Genomic DNA, 13248 nt, shown 5'->3' on the forward strand with positions numbered 1-13248 from the left:
CGACAGTAATTATTCAGAGATCCTTTGCTTATTTTATTGAAAGTTTCTTATCGATAAGTGCTTGAATTTCAGGTGTCGGATTCTCACCACTCTCTAGAAGATAGTGCGTATCATCTACTTTCTTCAGATTATAGTTGAAGTATTCCGCATAACGATGCGCTTGGTAGTCAAATATCGGACGCATCCATGGTGTTTTCAGGTGAAGGACCACTGCACTATACGATCTACTATCTGGCCTCGGTTTTTCTGGAATATCGTAAACCTGATATTCGGAGGCAACAACAGATTCTTCGAAACGGCTTCCTATATTTTCCGAATGCTCTGGATTGGTTTCGCGTGGACTTCCAAGTGACGTCAATGTACTTAAAATCAACAAGTTAAACGAAACTACGAATATCAAATATACTGAGACCGCAACAGCTAGATATTTCAGGTATTTATGAATTTTTGTATGTTTGATAATCTTCACAACCCCTACAGCTACCAGAGAAATGATGCTCACCCACAAGACACCCTTAATGCTGATTATCTTCCCAAACATGCCACCCCAACTAATAATTAGGAATAAGATGATGAGTGTTGCAATTAAATTAATCATGTTTGTATATTTTTTACTTGTTTTGAAATCAGAGTATCGACCCTGTTTCAAATTTTGATACTCCTTAAAATAAGAATATGTATAGACCGAATACGTTAAAATCAAATACGGATAGAGTAGAAATGTTCCAAGGCTTCCCTGACTTGTAATTGTCATTTGCTTAGATTGGGTCGACGTATACATCGTAAACAACCACATTCCAATTAGCACTAAATATAGAAACGCATTCCGTTTTAAGCGCTTTTTAATCGGTTCAAGCTCTAACTCTTGAAGATTACTTACCTGTTCGAATGCCGGTTCATGCGTTTTGAGAATCGCAATGGGTTCAATCCATCCGACGATAGTTCGACCAAACGTTTTCATAAATTCACGAAATGCATATTCATTATTACCCCAACCCTTAGAATTTCGTGATGGCATCGGAATCAATTCGTAGCGAAGGGTCTTATCGTCACTACGTTCAAACTGTTGAAAGAACATCGTGAAGCGTTTTAAATGGTAACCTTCTTGCACTTTCTCATTAAGATAGACTTCATAATGCTTATACTGGGACAATTTGATACTTCTGAATTCAATCATAACTTTCCTCCATAGCGATTCCCTCTAGTGCTAACAGTCTCATCATTTCTTGATTTGGCATTACGTTGTTATGCAGCACATAGACATCCGACGATACTTGAATAACTTCGAAATCGTACGTCGTTGCATAGCGCATCATTTCATAATTCAACAAGGGTCGTACCATCGGCGCATACAACCGCATAACTATAACTTTTGCTGCGTCAAAACCAGTTGAACTCATAGCTTGCGGTCGTACTTCCCGTACCGTATATTTTGACACAAATACCGATTCATCAAACGTAGTATAGACCGATTCCGTTTCGAAGTAGTTTGGATGTGAATGAATGTCTTTATTATTACCGGGTTGAATACCAACCAGGATTCCTAGTGTGAGGATTAAACTAATACAACTGACACCAATATATTTGGCATGTTTTGAGGTTGTTTGTTGGGTTGAATATTTAATACGATAAATTGCGTCTAAAGTATGCATTCCAATTAATAGCCATAAACCGAGTACCAGTGTCCACTGATTGATGAAACCATAGATTCCTGTGAACACAAGACCTACCAAAAGCACAACGGATAGGATTGACGTAATGCCTTCATAGCGATAACCGGGAACAACCTTAGCAAATTGCCGATTCTGAAGACATTTAAGATCATACTGGGCATCTTTTAGGGTTTTAAAAGATGCAATCGATGCATAGGAAAGCAAAAGTAACGAACCGACTTTTAATGAGCTGGTCAGAACATTAAGATCTGCAGCGATAGCAATCTGGAGCAAAAAAAGTATAACGACCCCTATCTGTAGTCTTCCACTTCGTTTCATTTGGCGAATATGTCTTTGTAGTGGTTCAAGATCTACATCCGACGAAATGTCCACCGTTGAAATATTTGACATTGATGTTTCAAAAATAGCAAAAGGACCAAACCAAGCGATAAATTTTCGATCGAATGATTCAATGAATGCTTTAAACTCACGATTATTTTCTAGAAATCCCTTATACCTTCGGTAGGCTTTGGGAATGATTTCATATCGAACATTAACGTCCTTATTTTTTTCAAATCGTTGATAAAATGGATTGGAACTTTTGAGATGATATCCTTTCGTAACCATCTCATTCAAGTATGCCTCATACGCTAAGTATGCCGATGCACTTACATTTCGAAATTCAAGCATTTCAACCCTCCTTTCTAGTTTTCTTTGAGCACCTCTTGAGCATCAAGTATTATTTGCTTATAATTATCAATCGCATTATGGAGAGCAACAGTACCCTTGTTTGACATGGTATAAGTACGAGCACGTCCTTCGCGATTCGTTTCAAAAATATAGCCATCACTCTCAAACTTCGCAAGGATTGTATACAGCGTTCCGGGCCCCAAGACAACACGACGGTTCGTTTTCTCTGCTACCCAGTCTACAATTTCTTTCCCAAACATATCTCGATGCTGCAGGGCCATAAGAACATAGATCATTGTTTCTGTCATGTACACCTCCAATATCGACCAACGATATCATCTATCGATATTATAGCACGGTCTCTTTTATTTACCAAATAAAAAAAGTCACAGAGTGACTTTTAAAGGCGATACAACGTATAAGACGACCGTGAGGTATAAGGAGTGTCCGTGGAGAAAATGTCGCCTTGGCCAAAGTTGATCGCATTCGCAGGGAACTGCGGCTCGATTGCAAGGGCACTGTAATTGCGTGCATCCTTACCATGTTCCTGTTTAAAGGTTTCATCAAAATAATTCGCAAAATAAAGACGTAATACTGGTAGTGATGTTTCACACACCAACATACGCGTTTGCGTTTTTAGATAAAGCTTTCCATCGAGACGATAATCATGATCAATGAAGCGTGTTTTTTTAAATTCTGGATGCTTCTGTGTCAATGCTTGTTCGATTGATTTCCAAGCTCTAAAATCAAAGGCGGTGTGTGCAACAGGTAGCGTCTTACCATTGTTCGCTAAACTCGCATCAACCGTATAAATCTCATTGGCTTCAACTTTTAGAGAATGGTTGACAAGGGAATTGCTTCCATCTAAGTTAAAATAATTGTGTGTCGTAATGTTGATTGGAAACGGATCGCTCGGGTAGGCAGATATCGTTACAATTAGCTGTGCATCCTTAAGTTGATAGGTTACGGTTGTCTTAACGGTTAATGTATAACCATCATGTGGAGTATCCGCTAACTCAAGCCGAATGCCATCCTCTATTATTGTGTATGAGAATGTTTTAAAAGCATGGGATTGAAAACCACCATGAAGATGGTTTGGTGTATTATTGATTGAAAGTCCATATTCTTTCTTATTTACACATAAGTGACCGTCTTTGATCCGTCCAGCCGTTGGCCCGACAACGCTTCCGAGGTATACCGGATTGGATTCATACAATCCAAGATCTTGGTATCGCACAACACAGTTTGGCTCATTCACAAATCCAAAATGAATTAACGTTGCACCATACGATAACACACGAACATCAAGCATACCGTTGGATAATGAAATTACATCGGTAAACGGTTCATGCGATACTTCAACGTTCAATTTCATGAGAACCGTCACCGATTTCTGCGACATAAAAGTTTGCTTCATAACCAATCGCTTTTTTGTATTTGCTTCCGACGTTTTTAATGAAGGCTGGAATAGCATCGGTTGCGACAATTGCTATCGCACAACCACCAAACCCAGCTCCCGTTACACGAGCTCCAATGCATGATGCTTCATCCCATGCTGCTTCCACAATGGCATCAAGTTCTTTTCCGGTCACTTCGTAATCATCTTTAAGACTTTTGTGACTTGCGTTTAAAAGCTTACCGAATGCCAGAAGTTCACCATGACGCAGCTTTCGTACGGCACGGCTTACACGATCATTTTCACTGATAGCATGACGTGCACGACGATACGCCACCATATCATCCTTAAAAAAATCTACGATCGCTTCTAACTGTTCACGATTGAGTTGGCATAGTTCACTGACGTTGTAGTGATTCTGAATGATTGATAAGGCGCGTGCACACTCTTCCAAACGTTCATTATATTTTGAATCGGCAAGCGCCCGCTGTTTATTGGTATTCATGATTACAATTTTGTGCCCCTCTAATTGCACCGGGACACGTTCATAGTCTAAGGTTTCTGTATTCAGGCGCAACGCCGTATCCTTTTGACCAAACATAACCGTGAATTGATCCATAATTCCCGTATTAACGCCAATATACTGATTCTCAGAATCTTTGGTCACAACTACAAGATCAAGGTCACTTAATGTCAGATGGTTAATCTTGCGAATAACCTCTGCAGTCACAATACCAAGCGATGCACTACTGGACAATCCTGCACCGTTGGGAATATCACCAAAGTAAAGCACTTCAAATCCAGTATCGACCGGCAGTCCTCTTTGTGCAATGGTCGCAATGATTCCTTTGGCATAGTTTACCCATCCGTGATTGTCGTTAAATGCTAAGTCTGAGGCGTCGATCTCAAGAATCTCTGTATCCGAAACATTGAGTGAAGCAAATCGAAATATACGATCATCTCGAACACGTACCAAGGCGTAAGTACCGTTAGTAATCGCACATGGAAACACATTACCACCACTGTAATCAATATGTTCGCCAATCAAGTTAATCCGACCTGGAGCAAAAAATGCGTAATCATACGCTTTCCCAAAAACCGACTCAAATTTATTTTCTAATAATTCCATAATGCCCCTCCTAAAAAGACTCTATATACCTATTTTTTACGCATTGATTTACGAATATCTAACGCTACAGCAATCACAATCACAATCCCTTGGATGACGTTTGTCATATCAGGTTTAACACCTAAATATGCAAGACAAACTTTCAATAGCTCAAAGACAAAGACCCCGAGTAAGATTCCAGGAACCGTACCTTGACCCCCTGTTGTTGAAACACCACCAATGGTCGCTGAAGCAATTGCCTCTAGTTCATAACTTGTACCTGATGAAGGTCCTACGGATCCTGTTTTTGCAGATAGCAAGTACCCTGCAAGTCCGTAAAGGGCTCCTGCAAGTACAAAAATTTTAATTTTAGTGCGTGGTACGTTAACGCCTGAAACTTCAGCTGCTTGTTCGTTTCCACCTATTGCGTACATATTTTTTCCGTAACGGGTTTTATTATAAAGAACCCACATAACGACCCCAACTATAGCCGCAATAATTACCAAGTATGGAATGATTCCAAAGAGCTTGCCTTGACCAACTTGGATGTACGATTCTTTAAATGTTCCAATAGGTTGGTTTCCACTATAGAGCATATTGAATCCATAAATCATAATTTGAGTTCCCAATGTTGCCAAGAATGGTGGAACATGGAAGTAAGCAATGATGATACCATTCATTAATCCTAACAGTGCACATGCTGCAATAACGATTAACAGTGGTACAAAGATTGGTAAATCCGGTAGATTGGGAAAGAACTTCCCAACAAAATCAGGTTGTTGTACTAACGTTCCGGCTAAAATTGCGGAGAAACCTACAATCCGCCCTGCCGATAAATCAGTTCCACGAATAATCAATGTTCCTGAGATTCCAAGCGCAATAATAAAACGTACTGATGTGTTGGCGAGAATGTTTGATGCATTTCCAATGGTAAAGAAGTTGCTTTGAGTAGTACCTGTAAAAATAATCATTACAGCTACCACGATGAACATTGAGTAATCTGTTAGTATTTTTTGTATATCTATTTTTTTATCTTTCTTAAATAATTTAGTTGTCATACTATTCTCCCTGCATAAATTTGGTGGCGAGTGTCATCACCGATTCTTGTGTAGCATCTTTGCTATCAAGGAATCCGGATATACGCCCTTCGCACATAACCATAATTCGATCGGATACATTGAGTAACTCCGCCATTTCAGATGTAATCATAATGATGCTTTTACCTTGGTTAGCGAGATCGTTGATAATTTGATAGATTTCAAATTTAGCGCCAACATCAATCCCTCGTGTTGGTTCATCAAGAATTAAGATATCTGGATTATTTGCTAACCATCGCGCGAGAATAACTTTCTGTTGATTTCCACCGGAAAGGTTTTCTATTTTTGTGCGTTTCGATGCGGTTTTGATTCGGAGTTTTTCTATTGAGTCCTTAACCATCGTATCCACACTTTTATCATTAATCAGTCCATATTTAATATGGTCATTAATAGATGTAATCGCGATGTTATCTTCAACAGATAAGACACCGAAGATCCCAGTACTACGACGATCTTCGGTTACCAACGCAATTTTATTGGCGATGGCATCATTGGGATGTTTGATAATCGTTTGTGTCCCATTGATTTTTATTAACCCTTGTTCGATGGGGCGGATTCCAAAAATCGCTTCCATTAACTCAGTCCGTTGTGCTCCAACCAAACCTCCGACTCCGAGAACTTCCCCCTGTTGGAGCTCAAAGAAGCATTCTTTAAATGATAGAGGGTCAGTAGATGTGAGGTTTTCAACGCGAAGAATAACATCCTCATGTGGGACGTTAGTTTTTTCCGGGAACATGCTTGTTAGCTCACGACCAACCATATTTTTGATGATGGATTGAACACTCATTTCTGAACTGGGCCATGTATTTACGTATTGACCATCTCGCATGATGGTAATCTCATCTGAAATTCGTAAGATTTCGTCCATCTTATGAGAAATATAGATGACTGCGATATTTTTTTCCTTGAGGCGGTCAATAATACTAAAGAGCATTTCAACTTCGGACGTTGTTAATGACGATGTGGGCTCATCCATAATGACAATTTTGGCATTGTGCGATATTGCTTTCGCAATCTCAACCGATTGCATTTGCGAGACCGTTAACGTTTCCAAAAGTGCTGTTGGTTTTTTGTCTAAACCAACCTCTTCGAGTAAATCTTTAGTCCATGCATTAATTTTCTTATGGTCGACTAAACCAAAGCGATTCAATGGATATTTCCCAAGAAATATATTTTCCGCGATCGTCATTTTCCGAATGGGTTGAAGTTCTTGATGGATCATTGCTAAACCTGCATCCATAGCCTCTTTTGCATTTTTGAAGTCAACAGCTTGTCCATTATAAATAACTGTCCCGGCATCGCGATGGTAAATACCAAAGAGACATTTCATCAGCGTTGACTTACCCGCGCCGTTTTCTCCCATCAGAGCATGAACGGTTCCGGGTTTGAGTGCCAGTTGAACATTATCTAATGCCTTAACACCCGGAAATTCTTTTGTTAAGTTTGATATTTCAAGTATGTTTGTTTCCATAATTTACCTACCTATTAAAAAAGTGTGCCGAAGCACACTTTAATGTTTCTATCCGCGCTCCGCGTAACGTACTTTAATTTCTGCGATTGTTTCTTTTCGTGCATCTACACGTTTCAATTCTGCATCTTCAGGTTTCGTTACACCAACATAATCATGCCAGTAGTATGCTTCCACATCTTTTCCTTGCATCAATTCAACCGCAACATCTGCAGCTGTATGTGATTGGTTAAAGTGGTCATTGAGTACTGTTCCTGTCAATTGTGCATTTTTGAGAAGTTCAAGTGCATCAGGAATTGCATCAACACCGACAATATAGATGTCTTCACCAACTTTACGTCCAGCAGCATTAATTGCGGTCACCGCACCCACTGCCATCCCATCGTTGTTTGCAAAGATAACTTCAAGATCTTTACCAAATTGCTCCAACGCACTCGCTGTGAATTCTTGTCCCTTAGCTGAGTCCCAGTTTGCTTGGTAAGGTTGGGCCAGTAAGTTGACTGTGCCGCCCTTAGCTTCATAACCTTTGATTGAATATTCAGTCCGTTGTTGGGCATCAACGTTTGCAGGGTCACCCATTAATGTAATATATGAGATCTTGCCATCACCATTGATATCTCCCTTGTTTGGAAGACCTGCAATCATTTCACCTTGGATGGTTCCTGATTGGGTTGCATCAGCCCCAACATAGGTTGTTTTACCTGGCCAGATTTCTAAATCTTGAGGGGTAGGTTCACGGTTAATTAATACAACAGGTATTTCCTTAGCTTTCGCTGAATTAATAACAGATGCAGCAGCCGTAGGATCAACTAAGTTAGCAATAATGACATCTTTTCCTTGAGCAATAAAATTATTGATTTGCTCTGTTTGTGTAGATTGGTCTTGTTTACCATCTTGGATGTCTAACTTATAGGTATTACCATCTTTAGCACCCAGTTCACCAAAGTATTTTTCAAGCTCTTGACGGTAGAGTGTCATGAAGTTGTCATCAAATCGATAAATCGCAACACCAACATTATATGTTTTTCCAGAACCAGAAGACCCATCGGTCTTGGCATTGTTTGCACCACATGCTACGAGCAGTACAGACGCAAATAATATGACGAGTACTTTTTTCAATTGCTTCATTCTATTGTCCTCCCTTTGACAAAAGTATATTGCTTGTGTACGTTCATAATATGAAATGTAAGCGCTTTTGTCAACGAAGTTTACTAAACGTTTACCGATTTCGCAGATTCACGTTTGATGAGTTTCGGAACAATTTGGGTTTTACTGGGTGTATTATGCCCAGTGTTTATTTGGATTAGAAGCAGTGATGATGCAATGTCTCCCATCAATTTTGTATTTAGTCGAACGGTGGTAAGTGGTGGATTCAAATAGCGTGATGTTGCGATATCGTTACATCCCACTATAGACACAGCGTCTAATTTCTTGAGTTCTCCCAATGCACGAATAGCACCCATCGCAATCGTATCGGATGCACAAAAATATGCAGTCGCTAACCGATTGGCTTTAGCTGCATCAATAATTGCATCATACCCTGTACGTGCACTAAATGTTCCAAAATGAATGTGTTCTTTATAATTGGATGGGCCTTTTAGATCCATCATTTCGATATAATGTTTTTCTCGTTTATCTTGATACGGCGCTTGTTCTGGACCCATAAATTCTTTACCGCCGATATATCCAATTGCTGTGTGACCAAGAGACCACAAGTGTTCCAAAGCCAGTTGTGACGCCATTTCTAGATCTTGAACTACAGATGTGAAGCGCGCTTCATCGGGATTTGAATCCACAAAGATGAGGTTTGAATTCGCTTGAGATAGTGACTCGACCTGTTCCATCGAAAACTTTCCAAGACAGATTAAGCCATCAAATTGTTGGGTATAAACATCTTCCATATTATCTTTATAAAACCGATGTACCCGATATCGTTCTTTTATCCAAAAGCTTTCCACACTCTTACGCAATGCATAATAGTACGGATCTTCTTCTTCCTCTTCACTTGATATCCATTGAATAATAGCAATCGAATTATTAATCATGTTTGACTTTGTATTATATTCTAGAGATTGTGCAGCCAGTAAAACTGCCTCTCGGGTTTCTTCCTTTACATTTAGCGTTGGATCATCATTCAAAATACGTGAAACGGTTGATGTACTTACCTTCGCTAACTTTGCGATATCTTTTAATGTAGCCATAAATCATGCCTCCTGATACCACTATAGTAAATTTTTAGTAAAATATCTAGTTGTTTTTTATGAATCGAAGATACCGTTGACGTACAGCATAGACATATGCCGCTAATCCCAGTGTCGGAATCAGGACAATTAGGTATAAGCCATTCATATTTTTCATAAAGAAATAGGCATACAAAAAGATTACTGCAATCAACACAACACCTACAAATCGGTCAACACGATTTACTTTGAGTTGAATGGCATCTTTGCGGTCATCATAATTGTGGGGAACCGGTTGGGTTATTGTTTGAGGGCGTGTCAAGAAATAGTAGTAACCCCCTTGACTCCCCAAGTATTCACAACACACTGTGAAGCCAACATCGGTAAACTTTTGTAGCGATGCAGGTTCCACGGAGAAGTGAACTGCATAAGTAAAAGGACCTTCATCAGTCGGTTCAAACGTATAACGCTCACCATCAAACGTTTTGAGGATATACCCTTCTTTAGCTTCCAAATAGCGTATTTCATCAGCAACTTGATCCAATCCAAAGTATTTTTTTTCAATCATGAGTACTTCCTCCAATTACTTTCAGTTTAGTCACAAACACCCAGCTCGTCAAGATAACAAAAGAAAACCACCTTTCGGTGGTTTTTAATGAACGCAGGGAAACTCGATGATAACTTTAAATAAGTCACCATCAATCTCAATGGTAAATTGCCCTGCTTGAATTTGAGTAAAGCTTTGTGCTATCGCAAGTCCAAGTCCACTTCCCGTTTCGGTTCGTGATTTATCACCACGGACAAACCGCGCTACAACTTCATCTGGCTTTAAGTTAAGTGGTGATGCCGATATATTCTTCATCGATACACGAACATTTGAATCCTGCACGGATACATCGACATAGAATCGCGTATGTTCCATCCCATACTTAACAACATTTTGAATAATATTGTCAAAGATTCGAAACGTTTTATCTGCATCAAGATTAACCATCAATGGTTGTTCTGCGATCTCGGTCACAACTTGAATATCGCGGTTTTCCAGCGCATCTTGGTGTTCAATCAACGCTTGCTCCACTAACGACACAATATCAAGTTCTTGTGCATCAAGGCTAATTTCTCCAGAGCTCGCCTTACTGATATCAAAAAGATCTTCAATTAGTTTTGTAAGTCGCTCAGTATAACTATTTAAGCGAACCGTATATTCTAAGCGTGTCGCAGCATCCAATGTCTGATCTTGCAATAACTCACTATAATTTCGAATTCCCGTAAGCGGCGTTTTGAGATCATGGGACACATTTGTAATTAGCTCTGTCTTTGTAAGTTGTGATTGCATGGCTTCTTTAACGGCATGATCAAAGCCTTTATTGATCGTTGAAAGCTCATCAAGTATTGGTTTAAATAGGGTAGTTTTCATCGGCTCAACGGTATCAAAATCACCTTGAGCAATATGAGCCGCTTGTGCTTGTAACGCCAGATAATCCGTCTTAACGCCTGTCAACAAGCGGATGCTGAAGTAGCTCAACACAACACCATAGACCAGTGCAAGTATAACTCCAAATGTGCCTAAACTAATCAAAACAATGATGATAAATGTATTGATGGCAATTAACACGATGATACGATTCTTAAACTTTGTCGTTAAGGGTGATGTCAAGAAGTTCGCGGAATCCCGTTTTATCCGTGCCATAAAGCGTCCTATATAGGTTTTTTCCTTGAACGTTTTAAAAATACCAAATGTTAGAACCCGTTTCACGTAGAAAAGTGCGAGTGCATAGACACCGAAGATCATCGCCCACCATAGATACATGTGAGATGCAACGAAACCGTAGGTGATCGATTGCCCTACCGAGAGCGTCATCATAACAGCATCGATTTGATACGTGTAAACTGACGCCAATGTGAAGGTTAGCCTCGTGCCATATGAAACCAGAAGTGCTAATAAAATAACGGCAAGTTCACCTTTTAAGTTCCAAATATTTTTAAATGGTGGAACCTCTGCCGAAATTTTGATCGGATAGATTACGATGAAAACTGCCAGAATAATTGTACCAAACATGAGTAGTGTGGCGGTTGTATTTTGACGTGTATAGTAGTCGGATGTGATTGTATTAATGACTTCAGAATCTCGAAGTTCTTTCTGGTTTGCTGAAAGTGCGAATACATAGTCGTATTTATCACTTAGTGAATACGTACCCTTAAACTCAGGGTTGTCTGAATATCCGATTCCCAGACGTTCGTAAGGAAATCGGTTCGTATCCATAAAGGATTGAAAATCTTCAGGCACATTGATAGTCTGTGACCATTGAAACCGCTCAGTATTGTCTTTTTCGAGATAATCTTCCGGGGTTGATCCTGCGACGACTTCTTGCGTACTCTTGTCAACTAGCCAAAAACGGATTGCAGGGTCATTCACAAACTGTTTGGAGATTTCCTCCATATTCTTATAAACCAAGCGTTTATAGTTTGGGTCTCTGACATCACTCTCAAGATTCTCAAGAACCACAGTTTGCTTATCATTGTTGTGCGAATAATTCGCTGCAACGATGGTCATCGAATGCGGATAATGACTCATCATTTCCTGTGAGCTAACCGGACGAATAATCGCATTCGGTTGCATGAGTGCATTGGAGCCATAGCTCAATGCACCAATTAAAAGTAATAGTAGTATCGTGAATAATAGTTTCTTTTTCATATATTTACTCGGTATCTTTTTCTATTTTATAGCCTACGCCCCAAACCACCTTGAGGTAACGTGGGTTCTTGGGATCAATTTCAATTTTTCGCGGATTTTACGAATATGGACCATAATGGTTTCACTTGAAATTGCCGTTTCCTGCCAGACCGCTTCATACAAAGCATCACTTGAAAAAACATGACCCGGATGTTTTATTAAGTGCTCTAGAATTTGATATTCTTTCGGCGTTAAGTGAACCGACTCGCCATCCACCTCAACATGTTTCAATTCAGGCATGAGCACTAATCCCCCCACTTGATGAAACTTCGGATTCGTTTTCTGACTCAATTGTGCATGCAAGTCCAACGTCTGTTCATAGCGACGCAAATGAGACCGTACTCTCGCAAGTAATTCAATACTACTGAATGGTTTTGTCATGTAGTCGTCGGCACCCAAGTTTAGCCCTTGAACTTTATCAACCTCTTCCGACTTTGCACTTAAGAACATGATTGGAAAATTGTATTTCATTCTTACATGCATTGTAAAGGTACTACCATCCATTTCCGGCATCATAATATCAACGATCGCGAGATGAATCGTGTTGTTATTGACGATGTCGAGTGCTTCTTTTCCATTACATGCTTGAAGGACTGTATATCCTTGTTTTTCTAAATTAATCGCGATTGCTTCGCGAATTCCCAAATCATCCTCAACCACCAATATTGTATGTGTCATTACTGCTGCCTCCATTATAATTATTATAGTTTTTATTGATCAGAATGTACAATTGCACCAAACACCGTCAGTGCTAAACATAGAACTAAAAATAGTGTATCCATACCATTCCCCTTTCGACTGCTATTATGTCAAAGAATTCTTAGGAAACCGTTGGTGCAATCCTTAAGATTTTCTAAACTTTTCAAATGTTCAAGATTATCCTGTATTTTCTAGCACATATGTCTTCAAAAAAAAGTGTTAAT

At 39.5% G+C, this 13248-nt stretch carries 11 protein-coding genes and 1 pseudogene; all 12 read right to left on the bottom strand.

Annotated elements, in window-relative coordinates; translation table 11 throughout:
* Positions 1-28: 28 nt before the first annotated feature.
* The gene (locus tag GVV22_RS07030) at positions 29-1177 is read right to left on the bottom strand and encodes a DUF2812 domain-containing protein (protein ID WP_159649420.1); all 1149 of its coding nucleotides are present in this window, start codon (positions 1175-1177) and stop codon (positions 29-31) included.
* Positions 1170-2342 (bottom strand): DUF2812 domain-containing protein, encoded by a 1173-nt coding sequence (locus GVV22_RS07035; RefSeq protein ID WP_159649421.1) that lies wholly within the window; start codon positions 2340-2342, stop codon positions 1170-1172. The genes GVV22_RS07030 and GVV22_RS07035 overlap by 8 nt, the downstream gene beginning before the upstream one ends.
* A gap of 14 nt (positions 2343-2356) precedes the next feature.
* On the bottom strand, positions 2357-2650 hold the full coding sequence (locus tag GVV22_RS07040; protein WP_159649422.1) for a PadR family transcriptional regulator: 294 nt from the start codon (positions 2648-2650) through the stop codon (positions 2357-2359).
* 92 nt (positions 2651-2742) lie between these two features.
* Complete coding sequence (locus GVV22_RS07045) at positions 2743-3744, bottom strand: hypothetical protein (RefSeq protein WP_159649423.1); 1002 nt, start codon at positions 3742-3744, stop codon at positions 2743-2745.
* Positions 3701-4867 (bottom strand): galactokinase, encoded by a 1167-nt coding sequence (locus GVV22_RS07050; RefSeq protein ID WP_159649424.1) that lies wholly within the window; start codon positions 4865-4867, stop codon positions 3701-3703. Before GVV22_RS07050 ends, GVV22_RS07045 begins: the two co-directional genes overlap by 44 nt.
* 29 nt (positions 4868-4896) lie before the next feature.
* The gene (locus GVV22_RS07055) at positions 4897-5904 is read right to left on the bottom strand and encodes a galactose/methyl galactoside ABC transporter permease MglC (RefSeq protein ID WP_159649425.1); all 1008 of its coding nucleotides are present in this window, start codon (positions 5902-5904) and stop codon (positions 4897-4899) included.
* 1 nt (position 5905) lies between these two features.
* Positions 5906-7414, bottom strand: a complete 1509-nt coding sequence (locus GVV22_RS07060) for a sugar ABC transporter ATP-binding protein (protein ID WP_159649426.1) — start codon at positions 7412-7414, stop codon at positions 5906-5908.
* A gap of 48 nt (positions 7415-7462) precedes the next feature.
* Positions 7463-8539: a galactose ABC transporter substrate-binding protein gene (locus GVV22_RS07065; protein WP_159649427.1), complete on the bottom strand. Its 1077-nt coding sequence runs from the start codon at positions 8537-8539 to the stop codon at positions 7463-7465.
* Between the two features lie 83 nt (positions 8540-8622).
* Entirely contained in the window at positions 8623-9612 is a 990-nt protein-coding gene (locus GVV22_RS07070; protein WP_159649428.1) for a LacI family DNA-binding transcriptional regulator, read from the bottom strand.
* A 46-nt stretch (positions 9613-9658) separates the two neighbouring features.
* On the bottom strand, positions 9659-10159 hold the full coding sequence (locus GVV22_RS07075; protein ID WP_159649429.1) for a DUF2812 domain-containing protein: 501 nt from the start codon (positions 10157-10159) through the stop codon (positions 9659-9661).
* Positions 10160-10243: 84 nt separating this feature from the next.
* Positions 10244-12286, bottom strand: coding sequence for a sensor histidine kinase (locus tag GVV22_RS07080; protein ID WP_159649430.1), 2043 nt, complete (start codon positions 12284-12286; stop codon positions 10244-10246).
* 4 nt (positions 12287-12290) lie between these two features.
* A pseudogene (locus GVV22_RS07085) lies at positions 12291-13003 on the bottom strand (response regulator transcription factor).
* Positions 13004-13248 lie beyond the last annotated feature (245 nt).

It is taken from the genome of Erysipelothrix aquatica (assembly GCF_009828825.1).
GTDB lineage: Bacteria > Bacillota_I > Bacilli_A > Erysipelotrichales > Erysipelotrichaceae > Erysipelothrix > Erysipelothrix aquatica_A.

Bases quoted from the DNA above. Each gene is read 5' to 3' on its own strand.
- GVV22_RS07030 (WP_159649420.1), bottom strand. From the start codon at position 1,177: ATGATTGAATTCAGAAGTATCAAATTGTCCCAGTATAAGCATTATGAA.
- GVV22_RS07035 (WP_159649421.1), bottom strand. From the start codon at position 2,342: ATGCTTGAATTTCGAAATGTAAGTGCATCGGCATACTTAGCGTATGAG.
- GVV22_RS07040 (WP_159649422.1), bottom strand. From the start codon at position 2,650: ATGACAGAAACAATGATCTATGTTCTTATGGCCCTGCAGCATCGAGAT.
- GVV22_RS07045 (WP_159649423.1), bottom strand. From the start codon at position 3,744: ATGTCGCAGAAATCGGTGACGGTTCTCATGAAATTGAACGTTGAAGTA.
- GVV22_RS07050 (WP_159649424.1), bottom strand. From the start codon at position 4,867: ATGGAATTATTAGAAAATAAATTTGAGTCGGTTTTTGGGAAAGCGTAT.
- GVV22_RS07055 (WP_159649425.1), bottom strand. From the start codon at position 5,904: ATGACAACTAAATTATTTAAGAAAGATAAAAAAATAGATATACAAAAA.
- GVV22_RS07060 (WP_159649426.1), bottom strand. From the start codon at position 7,414: ATGGAAACAAACATACTTGAAATATCAAACTTAACAAAAGAATTTCCG.
- GVV22_RS07065 (WP_159649427.1), bottom strand. From the start codon at position 8,539: ATGAAGCAATTGAAAAAAGTACTCGTCATATTATTTGCGTCTGTACTG.
- GVV22_RS07070 (WP_159649428.1), bottom strand. From the start codon at position 9,612: ATGGCTACATTAAAAGATATCGCAAAGTTAGCGAAGGTAAGTACATCA.
- GVV22_RS07075 (WP_159649429.1), bottom strand. From the start codon at position 10,159: ATGATTGAAAAAAAATACTTTGGATTGGATCAAGTTGCTGATGAAATA.
- GVV22_RS07080 (WP_159649430.1), bottom strand. From the start codon at position 12,286: ATGAAAAAGAAACTATTATTCACGATACTACTATTACTTTTAATTGGT.